This window comes from Sphingomonas paludis (genome assembly GCF_053502515.1).
In genome coordinates, this window is sequence record NZ_CP187558.1 from 205,976 (window position 1) to 228,469 (window position 22,494).

The following is a 22,494-nucleotide window of genomic DNA, read 5'->3' on the forward strand; positions in this document are numbered from 1 at the left end:
GGGCGGGCGATTAGACGCCGGGTGGCGGCGGAGCAAGCTTTGTTGCGCGCTTTCTGAGCGTCAGGACATAAATGATCGCTGCAACGGCTGCGAAAAAGAACCATTGCCCGGCATAGGCCAGATGGTTGTTGGGCACATTCGCCGGATCGGGACGCGGGCTGGCAGCCAAGCCGGGCGCTGGCGCATCCGAAATCAGCATCAGCGCACGGGCGCGCCCCTGCCCCCCCAGCCAGTCGGCCAGCACCGATTGTTCGCTGGGCGCTTCGGTGATCGTGCCCGTCACGTCGCCGCCGCGCCACTGCGCCTTGACGTTGGGATCGCGCGCAGTGCCCATGTCGACGGGGACCAGCGCGCCTTCGGCGCCGGTCCGACATTGGGCGATATGTCGGTACCCCCCCTTGCCAGCGCCGCGCACGTCCCAGCGCACGACCTCCAGGCAGAACAGGCTGGCCCGGCGGAACAGCGCTTGCGGATCGGCATGGCGGGGAAATGCCATCACTGGCTGATCGATGTTGGCGGCATAGCGGGCCAGCAACGCCCGCTTTTCGTTCATCCGGTCGAGCTGCCACACGCCAAGCCCGATCATCGTGGCAATGGCGGCGGCAACGATGATGGTCGGGATGACGGGCAGCTTCATTCGCTCATCCCACCGGATGCGAAGAGGGCGGGCAAATCCATGCCCGCCCCCTGATCCTCAGCCGTGAACCGGCGCGCCCCAGCCGCCCCATACATAGACGACGACGAACAGGAACAGCCAAACGACGTCGACGAAATGCCAGTACCAGGCGGCCGCTTCGAAACCGAAATGCTGGCGGGGGGTAAAATCGCCGCGATACAGCCGCGCCAGGCAGACGATCAGGAAGATCGTGCCGACCAGCACGTGAAAGCCGTGGAAGCCGGTTGCCATGTAGAAGGCGGAGCTGAAGTTCGATCCGCCGAACCCGAACGGTGCGTGCGCATATTCATAGGCCTGCACCGCCGAGAAGATCGCGCCCAGGATGATGGTCAGCCACAGGCCCTTCTTGGCCGAATCCTTGTCGCCGACGCCGATCAAGCCCCAAAGGCCCTTCATCTCGCCGCCGCGCTCATTGTGGATGATGCCGTGATGGGCCCAGGTAACAGTGGTGCCAGACAAGAGCAGGATCATGGTGTTGAGCAGGGGAAAGCCCCACGCATCCACCACTTCCAGCCCCTTGGGCGGCCACTGCATCAGCGCCGCTGCGCCTTCCTGGCCCAGCAGATTGGTGACGGCGCCCTCGGCGTCGATTTCCAGTGGCACCGGGAACAGCGAATAATCGAACCAGGCCCAGAACCATCCGACGAAGAACATGACTTCGGATGCGATGAACAGGATCATGCCATAGCGCAGGTGCAGCTGGACGACGGGCGTGTGATCGCCCGAATTCGCTTCGCGCACCACATCGGCCCACCAGAAATACATGGTGGCCAGCACGCCCGCGAGACCGGCGAGGAACAGCCAGCCGCCGCCGACCACTTCATGCATCCACATGATGCCGCCAGAGGCCATCGCAAGTGCGGACATCGACCCCATGAACGGCCACAGGCTGGGGGGCAGAATGTGATAATCGTGGTTCTTGGCTCCGGCCATGATCCGTCCCTGAACAATGAGATTTCACCCGACGCCTTAAGCGGCGGGGTGCGGAGCGTCAACGGTCGGAACGGGGTGGCGGCGACTGAACCGAACCACCTGGGTTCGCGGGAGCGCAGGAATAATGGACCGGGGCACGCGAACCGGCTGCAACCGCCCGGTCAGCCCGCCGGCTGGCCATCCTTGGACGGATAGAAGGTATAGCTGAGCGTGATCGTCTCGATATCCTTGGTATCGGGATCGGTACGCAGCCGGGGATCGACAAAGTAGATCACGGGCATCCGGATCGATTCGCCGGGCTTCAGCGTCTGCTGCGTGAAACAGAAACATTCGATCTTGGTGAAATATTTCCCTGCCTGGGCAGGCGTTACGTTAAAGGTAGCGGTGCCGGCCGTGGGAACGGCGGCGGTATTGCGCGCAGTGAAAAACGCCATGTCGCGCGCGCCGATATCGATTTCGACGGAACCCAGTTCGGGCTTGAACTGCCAGGGCAGTGCCGGACTGATGTTGCTGTCGAACTTGACGATCACCTTCTGCCCGGTCGCGCCGGGAGCCGCGTCGCCCCGATTGGTGGTACCGTTCAGCCCCGTGACCTGACAGAACATCTGGTACAGCGGCACGCTGGCAAAGCCGAGGCCAGTCATCCCCGCCACGCCCAGCGCAGCCAGCATCGCTGTCCGCAGCTTGGCGTCGATCACTGGAACCCCGCCTTGATCTTGGCGATGGTGATGCCGAACATCAGCACGCAAAAGGCGATCAGCAACAGCGCGGTCACCCGCGAACGCGACTTTTGCCGCTGGCGGATCAGTTTTTCCTGGTCGGGCGTCATCATAGATACCGGTCGAAAACGAGCGCCCCGAACAGGGCGAACAGATACAGGATCGAATATTTGAACAACCGCTTTTCGGGCTGCATCGCGTCGTCGGTACCGGAGGTGCGGAATGCGACCGGCACCGTCAAACCGGCAAAGATTGCCGTCAGCACGATCGCTGACCAGCCATAGATCGCCCCGGTGAGCCCCAGCGGCCACGGCGCGATGGCGACCGCCGCCATGGGAATGGTGTACAATCCGATCTGGTGCCGGGTCACCCGCTCGCCTGCCACGACAGGCAGCATCGGCACATTTGCGTTGGCGTAATCCAGCTTCACGAAGAGCGCCAGCGCCCAGAAATGCGGCGGGGTCCACATGAAAATCAACAGGAACAGCAGGAACGGCAGCGCCGTCACCTCGCCGGTCGCCGCAGCCCAGCCGATCAGCGGGGGAAACGCGCCAGCAGCCCCGCCGATGACAATATTCTGCGGCGTACGCGGCTTCAGCCAGATGGTGTAGATATAGACGTAGAACAGGATGGAGATCAGCAGCCAGGCAGCAGCGACCAGGTTGATCGCCAGGCCCATCAGGATCACCGACCCGGCCCCGACGCCGACGCCGAAATGCAGCGCGGACTGCTTGTCCATGCGCCCGGCAGGCAGTGGCCGCTTGGCCGTCCGCTTCATCTTGGCGTCCAGTTCGGCTTCGTACCACTGGTTCAGCGCACCCGCCGCACCTGCCGCCAGCGCGATGCACAGGATGGCAGTGAAGGCGAGGACCGGCGGCAACTGCACCGGAGCGGCAAGCATGCCGCATAGGCCGGTATAGACCACCAGCGTCATGACGCGCGGTTTGGTCAGCGCCAGGAAATCGCGCCAGTCGGCGGGAATGGCGACGGTCGCTGCGGGGGTGGCGGGGGTCTGGGTCATCATTGTTCTCGCCCGCCCTATATAGGCGCGATTACGGCGAAGGAAGGGCGCTGCGCTGTTCGGCGTGCCCGGATCGGCCCGCTCGCGCACATCCATCGCCAGTGCAATTAGCAATGCGGCCCCGGCAACAGGTCAGCAGACCGACCTGCCGCCTGTGCGACGCGTCCTTGCCCCGCCCCTTCGCCGAGGATCAGGCCGACCGCTCTCGTACGAATGCGTCCGATCGCTGATAACGAAACGCCCCGGAGTTTCCCCCGGGGCGTTCGTTCATTCCCGTCCGACGGCTCGTCGATCAGTGCGCCTTGGCGTCCTCGATCACCGGCAGGGTTTCGAACTGGTGGAACGGCGGCGGGCTGGACAGCGTCCATTCCAGCGTCGTGGCACCTTCGCCCCACGGATTGCCCTCGGCCTTGCGACCGGCGGCGAGCGACCAGATGATGTTGATGAAGAAGATCGCCATGCCGACGGCCATGATGATGTAGCCATATCCGGCAACCTGGTTCCAATAGGTCATGGCGTCCGGATAGTCGGGATAGCGGCGCGGCATGGACTGGGCGCCCAGGAAGTGCATCGGGAAGAACAGGACGTTCACACCGATGAAGAACACCCAGAAATGCAGCTGGCCGAGCAGTTCCGAATACATCTTGCCCGACATTTTGGGGAACCAGTAATAGAAGCCCGCGAACAGGCCGAACACGGCACCCAGCGACAGCACATAGTGGAAGTGCGCGACGACATAATAGGTGTCGTGCAGGATGTCGTCGACGCCGCCATTGGCCAGCACGACGCCGGTCACGCCGCCGACCGTGAACATGAAGATGAAGCCGATCGCCCAGACCATCGGGGTCTTGAAGCTGATCGATCCGCCCCACATCGTGGCGATCCAGCTGAAGATCTTGATGCCGGTCGGCACCGCGATCACCATCGTCGCCAGTGTGAAGTACATCTTGGTGTTCACGCTCAGGCCGGTCGTGAACATGTGGTGCGCCCACACGACGAAGCCGACGACGCCAATGGCGACCATGGCATAGGCCATGCCGAGATAGCCGAACACCGGCTTGCGGCTGAAAGTCGAGATGATCTGGCTGACGATGCCGAAGCCCGGCAGGATCATAATGTACACTTCGGGATGGCCGAAGAACCAGAACAGATGCTGGTACAGCACCGGATCGCCGCCACCGGCGGGATCGAAGAAGGTCGTGCCGAAGTTACGGTCCGTCAGCAGCATGGTGATCGCGGCGGCCAGCACCGGCAGCGCCAGCAGCAGCAGGAACGCGGTCACCAGGATCGACCACACGAACAGCGGCATCCGGTGGAGCGTCATGCCCGGCGCACGCATGTTGAAGATGGTCGTGATGAAGTTGACCGCGCCCAGGATCGAGCTGGCGCCGGACAGGTGCAGCGACAGGATCGCCATGTCGACCGCCGGCCCCTGGTGCCCGGTCGTCGACAGGGTGGGATAGACGGTCCAGCCGGTGCCCGCACCCGCGCCCACAAAGGGCGATGCCAGCAGCAGCAGGAAGCTGGGGACCAGCAGCCAGAAAGAGATGTTGTTCATGCGCGGGAACGCCATGTCCGGCGCGCCGATCATGATGGGCACGAACCAGTTGCCGAAGCCGCCGATCATCGCCGGCATCACCATGAAGAACACCATGATCAGACCGTGCGCGGTGATCAGCACGTTCCAGGTGTTCAGCGACGCATCAAGGCTCGGCTCGCCACCGGCAAACCATTTGGTGAATTCGGGCAGATACTGGATGCCCGGTTCGGCCAGTTCCATGCGCATCATGCCGGAAAAGGCGCCGCCGATGATCCCCGCGATGATGGCGAAGATCAGGTAGAGCGTGCCGATGTCCTTGTGATTGGTCGACATGAACCAGCGGGCGAAAAAGCCCGGCAGGTGGTCGGCATCGTGATGATCATGGCCATGGCCATGGGCGTCGAAGGCGCTGGGGTTCAGTGCGGTGTCGGTCATGGCTTAATTGCCCTGATTGCCGGCGGCCCAATCGGCCGCGCTGTCGTTGGTGAGGGCGGCTGCATCGGCCGCATTGACGGTGGCAGCGGCCGGATCGGCCGTGGCGAGCGTGGCAGCAGCCGCGCCGACGGTCGGCATCGTGCCGCCCTTTGCCGCGATCCACTGGGCGAACTCGGCCGGCGGCACCGCTTCGACGGTGATCGGCATGAAGCCGTGGCGCGAACCGCACAATTCGGAACACTGACCGAAATACACGCCTTCCTTGTCGATCGTGAACGTCGTTTCGTTCAGGCGGCCGGGGATGGCGTCCAGCTTGACCCAGGCGGCGGGCAGCGCCCAGCTGTGGATCACGTCGTTCGCGGTGGTGATCAGCCGGATCGGCACGCCGACGGGCAGCACGACGCGGTTGTCGGTCGCCAGCAGGCGGGGGCCGTCGCGGTCGGTGCGGAACCGCTCGCCCTGGCCGACCTCGCCCTGCTCCTTCAGCATGTTGGCGGTCAGCGACACACCGCCATGATCGGGGTATTCATAGGACCAGTACCACTGGTTGCCGATCGCCTTCAGCGTCACGGCATTCGCCGGGGCCGGAGCGTACTGATTGGCGAGCAGCTTCAGCGAGGGGATACCGATCGCCACCAGGATCAGGGCGGGGACCAGCGTCCACACGAACTCGATCACCGTATTGTGCGAATTGGTCGACGGCACCGGGTTGGCGGCGCGGCGATAGCGCAGGATGACCCAGAAGATCAGGCCCAGGACGAACAGCGAGATCAGCGTGATGATCGGCATCAGCATGACGTTGTGCAGCCACAGGCCCTCGCGCCCGGTCGGCGAAACCTGATCCTGCAGGCTGATCCCGTTCGGCACGGGCTGGCCCACGCCGGCCACCGGCGCGCGCTTGAACGAGCCATCCGGGTTAAGGGTGGGATCGGCAGGCTTGGCCGGATCCTGAGCGGCAGCGTCCGTCGGGACGACGGCGGCGGGCACCGCCCCACCGTCGACCGGGGCGGCTTGTTGCGCCAGGGCCATGCCCGGCCCGGCCAGTCCAAGCAGGGCGGCGAGCATGAAGGATTTGGGTCCAAACAGATGCATCGTCGTCGTTTGTCCGTTTCTGATCCGCGCGCTACGGCCCGAACGGGCCACGCGCTAACCCGGGAAAATACCCGTTGCTGGGCCTATACGCTGGCAATTCCCGCGCCTCAAGCATTGATCGGGGCATTTTTTGGCAAACGTTGCGGGCGGGCATTGCCGGACCTAAGGAGGAGCCCAGTGATGTCGGGGGACCGTTGATGACCGAAGACGATGTTCTGGCCGAGTTCCGGGCCGCAGAGGCCCTGCTGGAGGGGCATTTCATCCTGTCGTCGGGCCTGCGCAGCCCCCGATACCTGCAATGCGCGCGGGTGCTGATGAACCCGGCCCGGGGTGCCAGACTGGCGAATGCGCTGGTCGAGCGACTTCCCGAATCGGTTCGTTCGGCCGTCCGCGCGGTCGTCTCTCCGGCGATGGGCGGCGTGATCGCCGGGCATGAAATGGGACGCGCGCTGGGCGTCGACGCCATGTTTCTGGAACGCCCCGACGGCGTGTTTCACCTGCGGCGCGGATTTCGCCTGGAACCCGGCACACCGGTGCTGATGATGGAGGATGTCGTCACCACCGGCCTGTCCTCTCGCGAGGCGATCAAGGCGATCCACGAGGCGGGGGGCAAGGTGATCGCCGCCGCATCGCTGGTCGACCGGTCCGGCGGCACCGCCGATCTGGGCGTGCCCTTTTACCCGCTGATCCGCCTGGACGTACCGACCTACGCGCCGGATGCCCTACCGCCCGAACTGGCAGCCATCCCCGCAATCAAGCCGGGGAGCCGGGCGGCATGAGCACCCCGCATCTGCGCCTTGGCGTCAACATCGATCACGTCGCCACCGTCCGAAACGCCCGGGGCAGCGGCTTTCCCGATCCGGTGCGGGCTGCGCTGCTGGCGGCGGAGGCCGGGGCGGACGGCATCACCGCGCATCTGCGCGAGGATCGCCGCCACATCACCGATGACGACATCGCCCGGCTGTCGGATGGCCTGCCCATCCCACTGAACCTGGAAATGGCGATGACGGACGAGATGCTGGCCATTGCGCTGCGCCACCGTCCGCACGCCGCCTGTATCGTGCCCGAAAAGCGCGAGGAGCGGACGACCGAGGGCGGGCTTGACGCGGCGGGGCTGCACAACCGGCTGGCGCATTTCTGCGAAGCGCTCACCGATGCCGGCATCCGGGTCAGCCTGTTCGTCGAACCCGATCCCCGCCAGATCGAGGCGGCGCTGCGGCTGAAGGTGCCGGTGGTGGAACTCCATACCGGCCTCTATTGCGACCTGGAGGGCGAGGCACAGACCGCCGAACTGCGCCGCATCAGCGACGCCGCCGCGCTCGCCGCCAAGAACGGGATCGAGGTCCATGCCGGGCACGGGCTGACGTTCGACAATGTCGTCCCCATTGCCGCCATCCCGCAGCTGCGCGAGCTGAACATCGGCCATTTCCTGATCGGAGAGGCGATCTTCGACGGGCTGGGCCCCGTGGTACATCGGATGCGCGCGCTGATGGATCAGGCGCGGTGAATTCGTCCGTGGGGCAATTCGGCGCACGCTACTGGTGGATCGTGGCGTTTATGGCCCTGACAATCGCCACAAGTTGGATCGTGGCGCTGTTATGGTTCGGCGCGATGGCGTATTTCGAGCCACTGGAACCACTGGATCGCGTGATGTTGGTCCTGTGGGGTGTCGTGACGCCCGGATGGGCAACGGGCCAAGCGATCTGGGCAATTGCCATCAGGCGAACCGATCGATCCGGCTCGGAACGACATTTCGTTTATGCCCTAATGGCTGTGCCTTTCGTCGTCCTGGGGTATTGCATTCTGGGTGGCTGGATTTCGATGCCATGATCCTCGGCCTCGGTTCGGACCTGTGCAATATCGAGCGCATCCAGCAGTCGATCGACCGGTATGGCGAGCGCTTCCTCAACCGCTGCTTCACCGACGTCGAACGGGCAAAGGCGGCACGGCGGCCCTTCACCATGGCGGGCACGCTCGCCAAGCGGTTCGCGGCCAAGGAGGCGTTTTCCAAGGCAGTGGGGACCGGATTCAGGCACGGCGTGTTCCTGCGCGACATCGGCGTCGTCAATGCGGCATCGGGTGCGCCCACCCTGGCGCTGACCGGCGGGGCAAAGGCGCGGCTTGACGCGATGACGCCGCCGGGCCACGCAGTCCGCGTGCATTTGACGATGACCGACGATCATCCTTGGGCGCAGGCCTTTGTCGTGATCGAGGCGGTCCCGCTGAGCTGAAGTAAGGACGATTATGGCCGCCGATCCATTGGCGTTGACGAGAAAGGCTGCTGCCACGGACGCGCGCGGCACCGATTGGTGGGGCGAGGCAAAGGGGCTGTTCTGGCTGATCCTGGCGGTACTCGGCTTTCACAGCCTGATCGCCAAGCCATTCTATATCCCGTCGGAATCCATGATGCCCGTGCTGATGAAGGGCGACCGGCTGGTGGTGACCAAATATCCCTATGGCTATTCGTTCGTCAGCCCGACCTTTCACATCCTGCCCTTCATTCCCGGGCGGATCTTCGGCAGCCTGCCGGAACGCGGCGACATCGTGATCGCCACCCCGCCCCAGTCCGGCACGGATTACATCAAGCGGGTGATCGGCCTGCCCGGCGACCGGATCGAGGTGAATAACGGCGTCGTTTCGATCAACAATGTGCCGGTCAAGCGCGTGCGTGCGCCGGACCGCATCGTGCCGGTCGACGCGAACGCCCAGTGCGATCCCGCGCAATATCCCGGCGCTCGATTCACGGCGGCGGATGGACGCGATTATTGTCGGTTGCCCATTTACCGCGAAACCCTGCCCAATGGCCGCAGCTTTGACACGATCGATATCGAGTTCCGCCCCCGCGCCGACAATTTCGGGCCGGAAATCGTGCCGGAGGGTCATGTGTTCCTGATGGGCGACAATCGCGACAATTCCGCCGACAGCCGCTTTTCCGTGGCGGAGGCCGGGCTGGGCGGCGCGGTACCGTGGGAAAATATCGGCGGACGGGCCGAATTCATCACCTTCAGCTTCGATGGTGAGGGGACGTGGAACCCGCTGACCTGGTGGGGATCGCTGCGATCCGGCCGGGCGGGCCATTCGCTGCGCCCCGATCAGGATGACGGCGCCCGCCAATGAGCAAGATGGAGGAACTGGTCGATCAAGGGCCAGGTCCCAATGAATTGCGCGATCCGTTCATCCGGCGCGAGGTGCGCCGAGCCAGCGTCTGGGCCGGGGTGGGCATCGCCATCGCGCTCGTCGTCCTGCTGATCCAGCCGCTGCTCATCATCTTTGCGGCACTGGTCTTTGCATCGATGCTAGACGGCGGGGTCCGCCTGCTGGGCCGCGTACTGCCGATTTGGCGCGGAGTCCGGCTGCTGATCGTGCTTGCTGCGGGCATCGGGTTCCTTGCCTGGGTATTCTATACCGCCGGGGTGCAGATCACGGCGCAGGCGGAACAGTTGCGGGTCGTTCTGGAAATCCAGGGCAACCGGTTGATCGCCTGGGCCAACGCCACCGGTATCCTGCCCGACCGGCCGGACCTGTCCAGCCTGGCGCAGCAGGCGGCGGGATCGATCGGCCGGCTGACCAGTGCGGTCGGATCGCTGGTCGGTGCGGTGACGACGATGCTGCTCATCTTCATCATCGGCCTGTTCGTGGCGATGGACCCGCGAATCTATGAACGCGGCCTGGCCTGGGTCGTCCCCAGTCGCGGGCGGCGCGACTTTGCCATCACGCTGGACCGCATGGCATGGACGATGCGCCGATTGCTGGCCGGCCGGCTGATCGGCATGGCGTTCGAGGGCGTGGTGACGTGGATCGCATTGTCCTTGACCGGGGTGCCGATGGCGCTGGTGCTCGGCATCCTGACCGGACTATTGGCCTTCATCCCCAATATCGGGGCGCTAATTTCCGGCATCTTGATGGTCGCGGTCGGCTTTTCGGCGGGCCAGGAACAGGGGGTGGCCGCGATCATCATCTATTTCGCGGTCCAGAATTTCGACGGCTATGTCGTCATTCCGATGATCGCCAAGCACACCGTGGATATGCCGCCGGCGCTGACCGTGTCGTCGCAGGTGCTGGCATCGACCCTGTTCGGCGTCCTGGGCCTTGCCCTGGCCGATCCGCTGGTCGCCATGCTGAAGGTCGCGCTGGAGCGCGAATCCGAGCGTGAGGCGGAAAGCGCGTCGCTGGAGGCGGCGCTGGTCGGCGCCCAGGCGGAGGCCGGATGATGCTGGTCCTGTACGATTATTTCCGGTCGTCCGCCGCCTATCGCGTGCGCATCGCGCTCAACCTGAAGGGCTGCGATCATGTGCGGAAGCCCGTCTCGCTGATCGACGACGACCATCATGGCGCGGCATACCGGGCGATCAACCCGCAGGGCCTGGTTCCCGCGCTGGATACCGGCCAGGGCGTGGTGACGCAGAGCCTGGCGATCATCGACTGGCTGGATGCGACGCAGGACGGACCGCGCCTGATCCCCGCCGATCCGATGCTGCGGGCGCAGGCGCTGGCGATGGTGCAACTGATCGGTTGCGACATCCATCCGCTGAACAATCTGCGGGTGCTGCGCTATCTCGACCGGCAGCTGGGCCTGGACAAGCCGGTTCGCGACGCATGGTATGCCCACTGGATCCACGAAGGATTCGCAGCATTGGAGGCGATGGCGGGCGATGCGGCCTTTCTGGGCGGAGAGGTGCCTGGCATCGCCGATATCTATCTGGTGCCGCAGGTTGCCAATGCCCGTCGGTTCGACGTTGATCTGGCTCCCTATCCCCGGCTGACGGCCATCGATTCGCGCGCCTGCGCCCTCCCCGCCTTTGCCGCTGCCCATCCGGATCGGGTGCGGCCCGGGCTTTGAGCGATTTGCCGCCCCCGGCCAAAGCGGCTATGCGCCCGGCCCGGCAAGGAGTGATGGCATGGATGTGCGGACGGTCGACCCGGCCCCGGTGAGCCCGGCCGATCTGGGCGGGCTGGAACCGATGGCGCGTGCCGATTCGCGCTGGCCGAAATGGATCGGCATCGTGGTGTCGATCCTGATGGCGGGCGGCCTGGCGCTGGAGTTGTTCGAGGGCGGACTGGGCGGATTCGGCGCGCAGGTGCCCCGCAATCCGCTATTCTATGTCTGTTTCGCGGTATCCTACATGGCGTCGCCGATGGGCGATTTCGTCATTTTCCGTCGGCTATGGGGGCTGCCGCTGGCCGGGCTCGGCGCGTTGCTGCGCAAGCGGATCGCCAACGACGTCGCCATCGGCTATTCGGGCGACCTGTATTTCTATGCCTGGGCGCGTCAGCGGATGCGCATGGTGACGTCGCCCTTTGGCGACGTGAAGGATGTGACGATCCTGTCGGGCGTCACCGGCAACATCGTCACCCTGATGATGCTGGCGTTCGTGCTGCCCTATGGCGCGAACCTGATTCCCGATCAGGATTTCCGCAACATCGCGCTGTCGGCGGTCGTCATGTTCATGCTGTCGGTGCCGTTCGTCCTGTTTTCGCGGCGCGTCTTTGCCCTGCCCTATCCGGCGCTGTGGGCGATCAGCGGCGTGCACCTGCTGCGCATCCTGATCGACAGCGTGTTCCTGAGCCTTGCCTGGCACCTGGCGATGCCGGACGTGCCGCTGATGGAATGGGCATTTCTGGTGGCGGGGCGGCTGCTGGTGTTCCGCCTGCCGCTTGTGCCGAACAAAGACCTTCTTTTCGCCACCTTCGCCATTATTTTTATAGGTCAGCAGGAAGCGCTGAGCGATCTCGTGGCCTTTGGGGCCGCGCTGACGCTGATGGTGCATATCGGACTGGCCGTGATGTTCGCGCTGTCCGCAGTGACGAGGAAAGTGGAATGACCCTGTTTGCCAGACATGGCCTTGCGGCGCTTGGGCTTGCCGCGTCGGCCGCGCTGATGGCGGGAACCGCAGCCGCCGCTCCGTCCCCGCTGGGTTCGGATGCGTCCGCCTGTGTCAACGGCGAAACCGCCATCCAGGTGAATATCGCGGGGCTGAAGGACCGCACCGGCCGGCTGAAGCTGGAATTGTGGCCCGCCAATGACGAGGATTTCCTGAAGGACGACAAGGTGCTGCGCGCCGAGGGCAAGTTCTTTCGCCGCGTCTGGGCGGACATGCCCGCATCCGGCCAGGTCAGCATGTGCATCAAGGCGCCGGCTCCCGGTCGCTATGCCCTGCTGTTCACGCATGACCGCGACGGCAAGAACAAGTTCAATTTCTGGCGCGACGGCGCAGGGTTCGTCAGCGACCAGAAACTGGGCCGCAGCAAGCCCAAGCTGGCTCAGGCGACCGTAACCGTTGGCAGGGGAACGACGGTGGTCACCATCAGGGCACAATATATGCGGGGCTTGTCGGGCTTCGGCCCGGTCGCCTGACGAAAGGGGCCGGGCACTCGCCCCCGCCATGCGCGTCGTCGACGTCAATGAATATTATTCGCCCACCGGCGGCGGCGTGCGCACCTATCTCGATCGCAAGATGGAGATCATGGCCGAGCTTGGCCATGAATTGTTCGTGATCGCCCCCGGCCGCGAAAGCTGGGTCGAGGAGCGCCCCGGCGGCGGCCGCATCTATTGGGTCAAGGCACCGCGCCTGATCTTTGACACCAATTACGGCATCTTCGTCTCCGGCCGGGAAATCCGCGCGCTGCTCGACCGGTTGAAGCCCGATGTCGTCGAAACCAGTTCGCCATGGCGACCGGCCTGGATCGTCGGCGGATGGCAGGGCGATGCGCTGAAGGTGTTCTTTGCCCATAACGACAATGTCGGCGCTTATCCCATGCGCTGGTTCGAAGGATGGGCCAGCCCCAACCGCATCGAGCGCGCGTTCCAGTGGTACACCGACTATATGGGCCGGTTCCTGGCCAAGTTCGACGCGTTCGTCAGCAACGGCCCTGCCCTTGCCAAGCGGCATGAGCGGCGGGGGCTGACGGTGCATCATTCGGCGGCGCTGGGCATCCAGCCGGGCATTTTTTCGCCCGATCACCGGGACGAGGGCCTGCGCGAGCAATTGCTGGCGCAGCTTGGCCTGCCCCGGGACGCGCATCTCCTGCTCGGACTGGGTCGCCATCACCCCGAAAAGCGCTGGCCGATGATCTTTGATGCGGTCGAGCGCGCGGGTTCGATCATGCCCGTGGGCCTGATCCAGATCGGTGCCGGCGTGGACAGCCGTTCGGTACAGCGACGGGTGAAGGACAGCCCGCATATCAAGCTGTTCCGGCCAATCTACGACCGGGCGCGGCTGGCCAGGATCATGGCGAGCTGCGATGCGCTGATCCACGGGTCGGATGCCGAGCCGTTCGGACTGGTGGGACTGGAGGCGATTGCGTCGGGTCTGCCGCTGATCGCCCCGGATGAGGGGGGCTTTGCCGAAATCGCCAATCCCCTGATCGCCGAGCAATATCAGGCGCGCGATGCCCGTTCGGCAGCGGCGGCCATCAAACGGCTGTTCGAACGCGAACCCGCCATTCTGCGCGCCGCCACTCGACGCGCGGCCGCCCAGGTCCTATCCGACCACGAACATGCCGAGCAACTGGTCGCTTATTACCAGTCGCTGCTGGATGCGCGGGGCGACCGGCGGGCTGCTGCGACCGGCTGACGGGGAATCCTCTCCCAAATGTCTGATCCGTTCGTGTCGAGCCACGTTTGACGGGTCGACGGGTCGGTCCTGTCACCGTGGCGACATGAAGCCGGTGCAGGGCGGGGACATAGTCTTTCCGGGGAACGCCGCCATGACCCTTCGTCTCGATCGCCGCCATCTGCTCGTCACCGCAACGCTGGGCGCGGGTGCGCTCGCCCTGCCGCGCATCGCGTGGGCGCAGGCAGCCCAGCTCGGCTTTACCCACAGCGTCGCCAGCGGCGAGCCGGGCCAGACGCACATGCTGTTCTGGACCCGATATGTCCCGTCGGGCGGCGGCACCGTCAAGCTGAAGGTCGAGGTGTCGGAGAGCGCCGATTTCGCGCGCATCGTCGGCGGGGCCGAAGTCACCACCGGCCCCTGGCGCGACCATACGGTCAAGGCGGTGGTGATGGGCCTGACCCCCGGCACCCGCTATCATTACCGCTTCGTCGCGCCCGACGGGAGTTTCTCGCCCACGGGGCGCACCCGCACCCTGCCGGACGGCGACGTGCGCGATTACGGGATCGGCATCTTTTCCTGCTCGAACATGGGGTTCGGCTATTTCACCGCCTATGGCCATGCCGCCGCCCGCGACGACATCGACCTGACCGTCCATCTGGGCGATTATTATTACGAGTATCAAAAGGGCAATTATCCGTCCGATGCCCAGGCGATCGCATCGCGCGTGCCGCAGCCGCTGAACGAGATCGTCTCGCTGACCGATTACCGGCTGCGCATCGCCAGCTATCGTGCCGACCCCGACCTGATGGCGCTGCACGCTGCCAAGCCGATGATCCTGCAATGGGACGACCACGAATCGACCAATGACAGCTGGGAAGGCGGGGCGCAGAATCACCAGGAGAATGAAGGCGACTGGCAGGTGCGCAAGGCGACCGCGATGCAGGCGTACCGGGAATGGCTGCCCGTATCCGACGCGCCCTGGGCCAGTTATCAGATCGGCAACCTGGCGACTTTGTTCCGCACCGAGACCCGCGTGCTGGCCCGGACCCAGGAAAAGGACATCGCCCCGCTGTTCAGGGCGGCCGATCCGATGCGGGCGCTGGCCGAGTTCCGCGACGGCGCGTGGCAGGATGCGTCCGCCACCATGATGGGCCTGCCGCAAGAGGCGTGGCTGGCCGATGCCATGGCGGCGTCCGTGCGGGCGGGCACGCGCTGGCAGGTCGTCGGCTTCGGTACGATCATGGGCGAGACGCGCTCCCCCGCCAGCGCGATCGAGTGGATCGCAAAGGATGCGCCCGATTATGTCCGCCAATATGTAATGGCGGGGATCATGGCATCGAAGGCCGGGCTGCCGCTCAACTTCGACGCGTGGGGCGGCTATCCGGCGGCACGGGCCCGGTTCCTGAAATCGGCGCAGGGCATGGGCGCGAACCTGATCGTCATCGCGGGCGACAGCCATAATGGCTGGGCATACGACCTGGCGCAGGACGGCAAGCCCGCCGGCGTGGAGTTCGCCGGCCATTCCGTCACCTCGCCTGGTTATGAAAGCGCGCTGGCCGTCGATCCAAAGGTTGTGGCCCGGGCGCTGGTCGACACCAACCCGGAGCTGAAATGGTGCGATACCAGCCGCCGCGGATATATGAAGATGACGTTGAATCCAGATCAGGTCCGCAACGACTGGATCATGATGGACACCATCCGCGAGCGAAAACTGACGGGGCAGGTCGGCCATAGCGCCACCGTGATGCGCGGCCGGGGCGTCATGGCCTAATCGGCCGGATTGCGGATCAGCCGCAACAGGCTGCCATCGGGATCGAGCAGATAGCCGATGGTCAGGCCCGATGCGGCATCCGGCCTGGGCGGGTGCAGGCGGGGAAAGCCGGTGCGTGCATCCGGCACCCCCGCCGCCAGCGCCGCCGCGCAGATCGGTTCGATCTCGTCCAGGCGCAGGCATGCGCCGAAACTGCTCGTCGCGGGATCCAGATCGGGCCAGGGAAAGAATTCCAGCGTCACGCCGCCCCGCTCTAGGACCATCCAGCCCCGGTCCCGCCACGCGACTTCGAACCCGAGCGGCGCATAAAAGGCGATGGTCGCGTCGAAATCCCGCGACGGCAGGTTGGGGGTCGCCCGATCGGTCACAGCGATCCCCGCGCCTGCTTGCGGAGCTTGCCCGGCATCCAGCGCGCGGCGAACCGCATCCGCTCCGCCGTCTTGCCCACGACCGTGTGCACCGCATCGCCGTGCACGGCGCGCCACGCCGCCTCTGCCACCGCCTCGACCGGGGTCAGTTCCAGCCCGGCCGATAGCACGGCTTCGCGGATGTTCCGGTTCGATCCCGCCGGGTGCTGATCCAGCAGCGGCGTTTCGATGAAGCTGGGCATCAATGAGCGGACCTTGATTCCGGCGCGATGCCATTCGCCGTCCAGCGCCTCGGTCAGCCCGCGAACCGCGAACTTGGTGCCGGAATAGACCGCCGTGCCCGCCGTGCCGTAAATCCCGGCTGCCGATGCGGTGTTCAACAGGCAGGATCCGGGCGTACGCGCCAGATGCCGGAACCCCGCATGTGCGCCGTTGACGACCCCGGTGAAATTGACGTCGATCAGTCGGTGCAGGTCGGCCAGCGGCGTTTCGTGAAACGGGCCGCCGACGGGAATGCCGGCATTGTTGAACAGCACATTCAGCCGACCGTCGGATGGCGCGGTGAATTCGGCAAGGGCGGCCCGCCATTGATCGGGATCGCGGACGTCCATCGCATGGGCGGTCGCCACATTGGCGGGAAACGTGGTGAGCGCTGCGCCCAGCGCCGCTTCGTTCACATCGGCCAGGCCGATGCGCCATCCCCGCTCGGCAAAGTATCGGCCCGTCGCCAGGCCGATCCCCGACGCGCCGCCAGTGATGAAGATCGAACGGCGTGCATCCGCCATGGCTGGCCTCCCCCTGTTCATGGTTCACCTCTGGATGCCTCAGCTGCGGAGCGGTTACCAGCCATTTTCGAGGATCGGGTATGGAAATGGTCAGGAGCCATGGCGATCGTCGAACGCACGGCTTTTGACCTTCGCGTCACTTTTCCCCACACTCCGCCGGACATGCCGCCCGCCCCTCGATCCGCCGGACCCGCCATTACGCTGAATGGCATCACCAAGAGCCATGCTGGCGTGGCGGCGGTCGACGATGTTTCGCTGTCGGTCGCGGGCGGCAGCTTCGTGGCGCTGGTCGGTGCGAGCGGATCGGGCAAGTCGACACTGCTCAAGACGATCAACCGGCTCGTCGTGCCCGATACAGGGTCGGTCACGATCGACGGCCAGGATAGCGCGGCCCAGCCGTTGCCGATGCTGCGTCGGGGCATCGGCTATGTATTTCAGCATATCGGCCTGTTTCCGCACCTGAGCGTCGGCGAGAACATCGCGATGGCGTTGCGGCTGGCGGGCGAGCGGCGGACGGAGGCGCGGGTCGCCGAATTGCTGGCTCTGGTCGACCTGCCGGCCGATTTCGCCGCCCGGCCGGCCACGGCGCTGTCGGGCGGACAGGCACAGCGGGTGGGCATCGCCCGTGCGCTGGCGGCCAGCCCGCGCATCCTGTTGATGGACGAGCCGTTCGGCGCGCTCGATCCCGTCACCCGCGATACGCTTGGTCGGGCGATCCGGGCGCTGCACGACCGGTTGGGGCTGACCACGATCCTGGTCACGCATGACATGGCCGAGGCGCTGCTGCTGGCGGACCGGGTGCTGGTGATGCAGGCCGGACGGATCGTCGGGGACGGAACGCCCGCCGATCTGATCGCGGGCCGTGCCGGGGCGGCGGCGGACGCGCTGGTCGCGGTGCCCCGCGACCAGGCGCACCGGCTGGCCGAACTGGAGCGGGGGGCATGACGGGTGCCTTCGCCCGCGTGCCGGAACTGGCGGCCCAGCATCTGATCCTGGCCGGATCGGCATTGCTGCTTGGGCTGATCCTCAGCGTGCCACTGGCGGTGGCGGCCGCACGTCGACCTTGGGCGGCGCGGATTGCGCTGGGGCTTGCCAGCCTCGTTCAGACCATCCCGGCGCTGGCGCTTTTGGCACTTTTCTATCCAGTGCTGCTCAGCCTTTCCGGACTGGTCGGCGGCGGCGTGCCCGCGCTGGGCTTCCTGCCTGCCCTGCTCGCGCTGACCCTCTATGCCGTGCTGCCGATCCTCAGGAACATCGTCACCGGTCTGAACGGCCTTGACCCGGCAGTGATCGAGGCGGCGGACGGCATGGGCATGACCGGATGGCAGAAACTGTGGCTGGTGGAGGCACCGCTGGTCGCGCCCATCGCCATGGCGGGCATCCGCACCGCCGCCGTCTGGACGATCGGTGCGGCGACCCTTTCCACCACGGTCGGCCAGCCAAGCCTGGGTGACCTGATCTTTGCGGGGCTGCAGACGCAGAACTGGGCGCTGGTGCTGGCGGGATGCATGGCCTCGGCGGGGCTGGCGCTGGCGGCGGACGGGCTGCTGGGGTTGATCGAGCGGGGGTTGAAGGCCCGGCGGCGCTGGATGGTCTGGGGCGGACTGGCGGCGATGCTGGGCGCAGTGCTGCTGGCGCTGGCCCCTGCCCTGCTGCCCGCAGCCCAGGGCCGGGTGGTGACGATCGGAGCAAAGGGGTTTTCGGAGCAGTTCATTCTCGCCCGGCTGATCGGACGGCGGCTGGAGGCGGCGGGATACCGCGTCCGCTACCGGGAAGGACTTGGCTCCGCCGTGGTGTTCGCGGCGCTGAAATCCGGGGAGATCGACCTGTATGTCGATTATTCCGGCACAATCTGGACCAACGAGATGCGGCGCAGCGACGTGCCGTCGCGCGAAGCCATCGTCCGGGGGGTCGGCCAATGGGCGGCGAAGGAACATTCGGTCACGCTGCTCGGATCGCTGGGCTTCGAAAATGCCTATGCCTTTGCCATGCGCCGGGCTGAGGCAGAGCGGCTGGGGATCGACAGCCTGGACGACCTGGTTCCCGCCTCGCCCGGCCTGTCCTTCGCCACCGATGTCGAGTTTCTGGAGCGGCCCGAATGGGCGGCGATTCAGCGCGCCTATCCAATCCGGTTCAAATCGGCCACGCCGTATAACCCAAGCTTCATGTACCGCGCCATCGGGAGTGGTCAGGCGGATGTCATTTCCGCCTTTTCCTCGGACGGGCGCATCGCGGCGCAGGACCTGAAGGTACTGGCCGATCCGCGCCAAGCCATTCCGGGCTATGACGCGATCCTGATGCTTGCCCCCGGCCGGGCGGAGGATGCGGCGCTCGTCGCGGCGGTCCGGCCGCTGATCGGGGCCATTCCGGTGGAGGCGATGCGCGAGGCCAACTGGATGGTCGACCGCGATGCCGACAAGCGCAGCCCGGATCAGGCGGCGGCTTGGCTGGACGAACAACTCACCAGAACTGGGTCCCCGGCGGCCCCTTGAACGGTCCCGCCACATGGCGGGTGATCCAGCCGCCATAAAAGCCGCCCGGCTGAGGCGTCACCTGTTCCCCGTCCACCAGCACTTCGTCGAACGGCGAAGGGTAAAGGGCGATATGGTCCTTCATTGCGGCAAAGGCGGGGGTGGGGCTGGGATAGCTCCAGCCCACGCCCTCCATCCGTTCGCTGCCGACAACCACGTCCCAATAGCGCGCCTGCCCCTTCCATTCGCATAGCGAGCGACGCGGATTGGGGGTCAGCAGGCCCGGCGCGAAGGCATCGGGCGGCAGGTAGTAACTGGGCGGATGGCTGGTTTCCAGCACCTGAAACCCGCCGCGGGTGTCCGCCACCCGATGCCCGCGATGGCAGATCAGGATGTGGCGCGTGTTGGGCCGCAGCACCGCAGGGCGCGGATAGTCCCAGACGCTTTCCTGGCCCGGCAAGGGCGGATCGGGGTCCGGCCACCTCATCTGGCGGCCGCCCAACGCTGCAGCCGGGGCCGGATGCGCAGGAAGCGGCGATAGAGCCAGTCCAGCCCCGCCAGCACCAGCGGCACCCGCGCCATTTCGCCCAGCGGACGCAAGAGCGGGATCGCCCGCCACATCGCGGCAAAGGCGGCGGCTCCGGACAGTATCCGCTCCCCCTCCCGCGCATGGAAGCGGGCGAGCAGGTCTGCCCGGTCGACCGGACAATCGGCGGGCGCATCGCCGCTGACATCGAGAAAATCGATCCGCCCGCGCCGGTCCAGCCGCCGCATCAGCGAGATTTCCCGCGTGCAGAGCGGACAAGCCCCATCGAACCAGACTGTCACCTGTGCCATGGGCAACCATATAGGTGGCGATGAGTGCCGGGATAAGCTGGACCAAAGGACGAAGGAGCATCATGCGGATTGCGATCATCGGGGCTGGCATGGCGGGCCTGTCGGCGGCGGACGCGCTGGCGGCGGCAGGGCACGGCGTCACCCTGTTCGACAAGGGGCGCGGGCCGGGCGGGCGGATGAGCACCCGGCGCATGGCGCTGCCCGAAGGAACCGAAGTCCAGTTCGACCATGGCGCGCAATATTTCACCGCACGCGATACCGAATTTGCCGCGACAGTCGAGGGATGGGCAGACGCTGGCGTGGTTGCGCGCTGGCCGGTCGCGGGCGACGATGCCTGGGTCGGCACGCCGGGCATGAATGCCGTGATCCGGGCAATGGCGGCGGCGCATGACGTGCATTGGGGCGCGCGCATCGACGCCCTGGTCGCCGACGGGGCCGGATGGCGGCTGACCGGGGCAAGCGAGGCACGGGCGTTCGACACGGTGGTCATCGCGGTCCCAGCGGAGCAGGTGGCGGCGCTGGCCAGCCCGCATCTGCCCGAACTGGCGGCGGCAGCCGAGGCGACCCGGTCGGACCCGTGCTGGACGATGATGGCGGCGTTTCCCGAACGGGTCGCCATCGAAGCCGACACCATCCGCAATGCGGGCGCGATCGGGTGGGCAGCGCGCAACAGCGCCAAGCCGGGCCGGACCGGGCCGGAGACATGGGTGGTGCAGGGCTCGCCCACCTGGTCGACCGAGCATCTGGAGGCCGACGCCCCTGCCATTGCCGACGCGCTGCTGGCCGAGCTGGCGGCCCATGCCGCATCCCCCCTGCCCCAGCTCAAGCTGCTGACCGCCCATCGCTGGCGCTACGCCCGGTCGGGCGGGCATGGTGCGACCGCGATCTGGGACGCGGAGGCGCGGATCGGCGCATGCGGCGACTGGCTGATCGGGCCGCGGGTCGAGGCGGCGTGGCGGTCCGGCCGTGCGCTCGCCAGCCGGATCATCGACGCGGGATGAGCGACGCCTATGACGCCATCGTGCTGGGCGCGGGCGCGGCGGGCATGTTCTGTGCCGCCGAGGCGGGCAAGCGGGGCGTGCGCGTCCTGCTGGTCGATCACAATGCCGATCCGGGGCGCAAGATCCTGATTTCCGGCGGCGGGCGGTGCAATTTCACCAACATCCATACCGCACCCGACCGCTACCTGTCGTCCAATCCGCATTTCGCCAAATCGGCACTGGCGCGGTACACGCCCGCCGATTTCGTCGAACTCGTCGACCGGCATGGCATCGCCTGGCATGAAAAGACGCTGGGGCAATTGTTCTGCGACGGCTCGGCGAAACAGATCGTGGCGATGCTGCGCGCCGAATGCGATGCGGGCGGCGTCGACTGGGCGCTGGGTCAAGCGGTGGGCGAGGTGGGGCACAGCGATGGCCGCTTCACCCTGTCGCTGGCCGGTCGCCGGGTCAGCGCACCGCAACTGGTGATCGCCACTGGCGGCCCGGCCATCCCGAAACTGGGTGCCACCGGCTATGCCTATGACCTTGCCCGGCGCTTCGGGATGAAGGTGGTCGAGCCGCGCCCGGCGCTTGTCCCCCTGACTTTGGGCGGCGACGATGTGCTGTTCCGCGAGCTGTCCGGCGTGGCCGCGCCAGTGGAGGCGCGCGCGGGTAAGGCCCGGTTCCGTGAGGCGGCTTTGTTCACCCATCGCGGCCTGTCCGGTCCCGCGATCCTGCAGGCGTCCAGCTATTGGCGGCATGGCGAGGCGGTGGGCATCGATTTCCTGCCCGATCGGGCTGCCGACTGGCTGGTCGCGGCCAAGCGGGCGAAACCCCGGCAGACAGTGGCTAAGGCATTGGCCGAGGCGCTGCCCGAACGACTGGCGACCGTGCTGGCCGAGCGGCTGGCGCTGGCCGGGGAACTCGCCGCGCAGACCGATGCCAAGCTGGCGGCGGCGGGGGAGCGGCTGGGCGCCTGGCTGTTCCGGCCGAACGGGACGGAGGGCTTTGCCAAGGCGGAGGTGACGGCGGGCGGCATCGCCACCGCCGGGCTGTCGTCGCGGACCATGGAGGCACGCGGCGTGCCCGGCCTTTATGCCATCGGCGAGGCGGTGGACGTGACCGGATGGCTGGGCGGATATAATTTCCAATGGGCCTGGGCCAGCGGCCATGCGGCGGCAGAGGGGCTGGCCGAGCGGCGGTGATCGGTTGACAGTTTTGACGAAATGAACGGGTTTTAGGCGTGAAGCGTCAACGACGCGACAGATACGCAACAGGTGGGTTGCCGGGACGGAAAGCGCGCTCTGCAT

The 22,494-nt window shown here is 66.2% G+C and carries 26 protein-coding genes; 15 read left to right on the top strand and 11 right to left on the bottom strand.

Translation table 11 applies throughout. The features are described 5' to 3' along the window. Nucleotides 1-10: 10 nt before the first annotated feature. From ACPVPU_RS00965 to coxB, 7 genes are all read right to left on the bottom strand, one after another. Entirely contained in the window at nucleotides 11-637 is a 627-nt protein-coding gene (locus ACPVPU_RS00965) for an SURF1 family protein (protein WP_448659045.1), read from the bottom strand. A gap of 57 nt (nucleotides 638-694) precedes the next feature. Further along, entirely contained in the window at nucleotides 695-1,609 is a 915-nt protein-coding gene (locus ACPVPU_RS00970; RefSeq protein WP_448659046.1) for a cytochrome c oxidase subunit 3, read from the bottom strand. 161 nt (nucleotides 1,610-1,770) lie between these two features. After that, a complete protein-coding gene (locus tag ACPVPU_RS00975; protein WP_448660568.1) occupies nucleotides 1,771-2,280 on the bottom strand; it encodes a cytochrome c oxidase assembly protein in 510 nt (169 codons plus the stop codon). Nucleotides 2,281-2,303: 23 nt separating this feature from the next. Then, nucleotides 2,304-2,441, bottom strand: coding sequence for a hypothetical protein (locus ACPVPU_RS00980; protein ID WP_448659047.1), 138 nt, complete (start codon nucleotides 2,439-2,441; stop codon nucleotides 2,304-2,306). Next, complete coding sequence (locus tag ACPVPU_RS00985; RefSeq protein WP_448659048.1) at nucleotides 2,438-3,352, bottom strand: heme o synthase; 915 nt, start codon at nucleotides 3,350-3,352, stop codon at nucleotides 2,438-2,440. The genes ACPVPU_RS00980 and ACPVPU_RS00985 overlap by 4 nt, the downstream gene beginning before the upstream one ends. A gap of 289 nt (nucleotides 3,353-3,641) precedes the next feature. Beyond that, on the bottom strand, nucleotides 3,642-5,324 hold the full coding sequence (gene ctaD, locus ACPVPU_RS00990; protein WP_448659049.1) for a cytochrome c oxidase subunit I: 1,683 nt from the start codon (nucleotides 5,322-5,324) through the stop codon (nucleotides 3,642-3,644). Between the two features lie 3 nt (nucleotides 5,325-5,327). Beyond that, the gene (gene coxB, locus ACPVPU_RS00995) at nucleotides 5,328-6,416 is read right to left on the bottom strand and encodes a cytochrome c oxidase subunit II (RefSeq protein WP_448659050.1); all 1,089 of its coding nucleotides are present in this window, start codon (nucleotides 6,414-6,416) and stop codon (nucleotides 5,328-5,330) included. 197 nt (nucleotides 6,417-6,613) lie between these two features. On the opposite strand from coxB, the gene pyrE reads away from it, so the two are divergent. The 11 genes from pyrE to ACPVPU_RS01050 all read left to right on the top strand — a co-directional run bounded on the left by pyrE (nucleotide 6,614) and on the right by ACPVPU_RS01050 (nucleotide 15,743). Continuing rightward, on the top strand, nucleotides 6,614-7,195 hold the full coding sequence (gene pyrE / locus ACPVPU_RS01000) for an orotate phosphoribosyltransferase (RefSeq protein ID WP_448659051.1): 582 nt from the start codon (nucleotides 6,614-6,616) through the stop codon (nucleotides 7,193-7,195). Then, entirely contained in the window at nucleotides 7,192-7,923 is a 732-nt protein-coding gene (locus tag ACPVPU_RS01005) for a pyridoxine 5'-phosphate synthase (RefSeq protein ID WP_448659052.1), read from the top strand. Before pyrE ends, ACPVPU_RS01005 begins: the two co-directional genes overlap by 4 nt. After that, entirely contained in the window at nucleotides 7,920-8,246 is a 327-nt protein-coding gene (locus tag ACPVPU_RS01010) for a hypothetical protein (protein WP_448659053.1), read from the top strand. The genes ACPVPU_RS01005 and ACPVPU_RS01010 overlap by 4 nt, the downstream gene beginning before the upstream one ends. Next, nucleotides 8,243-8,647 carry a holo-ACP synthase gene (acpS, locus tag ACPVPU_RS01015; RefSeq protein ID WP_448659055.1) on the top strand — a complete coding sequence of 135 codons (405 nt, stop codon included), beginning with the start codon at nucleotides 8,243-8,245 and terminating at the stop codon, nucleotides 8,645-8,647. The genes ACPVPU_RS01010 and acpS overlap by 4 nt, the downstream gene beginning before the upstream one ends. A 13-nt stretch (nucleotides 8,648-8,660) precedes the next feature. Further along, nucleotides 8,661-9,533 (top strand): signal peptidase I, encoded by an 873-nt coding sequence (gene lepB, locus ACPVPU_RS01020; protein WP_448659056.1) that lies wholly within the window; start codon nucleotides 8,661-8,663, stop codon nucleotides 9,531-9,533. Beyond that, complete coding sequence (locus tag ACPVPU_RS01025; RefSeq protein ID WP_448659057.1) at nucleotides 9,530-10,627, top strand: AI-2E family transporter; 1,098 nt, start codon at nucleotides 9,530-9,532, stop codon at nucleotides 10,625-10,627. The genes lepB and ACPVPU_RS01025 overlap by 4 nt, the downstream gene beginning before the upstream one ends. Next, nucleotides 10,624-11,256 (top strand): maleylacetoacetate isomerase, encoded by a 633-nt coding sequence (gene maiA, locus ACPVPU_RS01030; protein ID WP_448659058.1) that lies wholly within the window; start codon nucleotides 10,624-10,626, stop codon nucleotides 11,254-11,256. Before ACPVPU_RS01025 ends, maiA begins: the two co-directional genes overlap by 4 nt. Nucleotides 11,257-11,314: 58 nt before the next feature. Beyond that, a complete protein-coding gene (locus tag ACPVPU_RS01035) occupies nucleotides 11,315-12,238 on the top strand; it encodes a hypothetical protein (RefSeq protein ID WP_448659059.1) in 924 nt (307 codons plus the stop codon). Further along, the gene (locus tag ACPVPU_RS01040; protein WP_448659060.1) at nucleotides 12,235-12,771 is read left to right on the top strand and encodes a DUF2141 domain-containing protein; all 537 of its coding nucleotides are present in this window, start codon (nucleotides 12,235-12,237) and stop codon (nucleotides 12,769-12,771) included. Before ACPVPU_RS01035 ends, ACPVPU_RS01040 begins: the two co-directional genes overlap by 4 nt. Nucleotides 12,772-12,799: 28 nt before the next feature. Beyond that, complete coding sequence (locus tag ACPVPU_RS01045) at nucleotides 12,800-13,990, top strand: glycosyltransferase (protein ID WP_448659061.1); 1,191 nt, start codon at nucleotides 12,800-12,802, stop codon at nucleotides 13,988-13,990. 133 nt (nucleotides 13,991-14,123) lie between these two features. Beyond that, nucleotides 14,124-15,743 carry an alkaline phosphatase D family protein gene (locus ACPVPU_RS01050; RefSeq protein WP_448659062.1) on the top strand — a complete coding sequence of 540 codons (1,620 nt, stop codon included), beginning with the start codon at nucleotides 14,124-14,126 and terminating at the stop codon, nucleotides 15,741-15,743. On the opposite strand, the gene ACPVPU_RS01055 is transcribed toward ACPVPU_RS01050, so the two are convergent. Together ACPVPU_RS01055 and ACPVPU_RS01060 are read right to left on the bottom strand one after the other, a co-directional pair. Further along, nucleotides 15,740-16,111 (bottom strand): bleomycin resistance protein, encoded by a 372-nt coding sequence (locus ACPVPU_RS01055; RefSeq protein WP_448659063.1) that lies wholly within the window; start codon nucleotides 16,109-16,111, stop codon nucleotides 15,740-15,742. The genes ACPVPU_RS01050 and ACPVPU_RS01055 overlap by 4 nt on opposite strands. Continuing rightward, entirely contained in the window at nucleotides 16,108-16,896 is a 789-nt protein-coding gene (locus ACPVPU_RS01060) for an SDR family oxidoreductase (RefSeq protein ID WP_448659064.1), read from the bottom strand. Before ACPVPU_RS01060 ends, ACPVPU_RS01055 begins: the two co-directional genes overlap by 4 nt. 162 nt (nucleotides 16,897-17,058) lie before the next feature. Here ACPVPU_RS01060 and ACPVPU_RS01065 point away from each other — a divergent pair, with 162 nt between their 5' ends. After that, nucleotides 17,059-17,841: an ATP-binding cassette domain-containing protein gene (locus ACPVPU_RS01065; RefSeq protein WP_448660569.1), complete on the top strand. Its 783-nt coding sequence runs from the start codon at nucleotides 17,059-17,061 to the stop codon at nucleotides 17,839-17,841. After that, nucleotides 17,838-19,388 carry an ABC transporter permease/substrate-binding protein gene (locus tag ACPVPU_RS01070; RefSeq protein WP_448659065.1) on the top strand — a complete coding sequence of 517 codons (1,551 nt, stop codon included), beginning with the start codon at nucleotides 17,838-17,840 and terminating at the stop codon, nucleotides 19,386-19,388. The genes ACPVPU_RS01065 and ACPVPU_RS01070 overlap by 4 nt, the downstream gene beginning before the upstream one ends. Here ACPVPU_RS01070 and ACPVPU_RS01075 read toward each other — a convergent pair. Continuing rightward, nucleotides 19,357-19,854 (bottom strand): DUF427 domain-containing protein, encoded by a 498-nt coding sequence (locus tag ACPVPU_RS01075; RefSeq protein ID WP_448659066.1) that lies wholly within the window; start codon nucleotides 19,852-19,854, stop codon nucleotides 19,357-19,359. The two genes, ACPVPU_RS01070 and ACPVPU_RS01075, sit on opposite strands and share 32 nt — an antisense overlap. Further along, nucleotides 19,851-20,204: a thiol-disulfide oxidoreductase DCC family protein gene (locus tag ACPVPU_RS01080; protein WP_448659067.1), complete on the bottom strand. Its 354-nt coding sequence runs from the start codon at nucleotides 20,202-20,204 to the stop codon at nucleotides 19,851-19,853. The genes ACPVPU_RS01075 and ACPVPU_RS01080 overlap by 4 nt, the downstream gene beginning before the upstream one ends. Before the next feature lie 62 nt (nucleotides 20,205-20,266). Here ACPVPU_RS01080 and ACPVPU_RS01085 point away from each other — a divergent pair, with 62 nt between their 5' ends. Beyond that, nucleotides 20,267-21,205, top strand: a complete 939-nt coding sequence (locus ACPVPU_RS01085; protein WP_448659068.1) for an NAD(P)/FAD-dependent oxidoreductase — start codon at nucleotides 20,267-20,269, stop codon at nucleotides 21,203-21,205. Further along, nucleotides 21,202-22,389: an NAD(P)/FAD-dependent oxidoreductase gene (locus ACPVPU_RS01090; protein ID WP_448659069.1), complete on the top strand. Its 1,188-nt coding sequence runs from the start codon at nucleotides 21,202-21,204 to the stop codon at nucleotides 22,387-22,389. Before ACPVPU_RS01085 ends, ACPVPU_RS01090 begins: the two co-directional genes overlap by 4 nt. Nucleotides 22,390-22,494 lie beyond the last annotated feature (105 nt).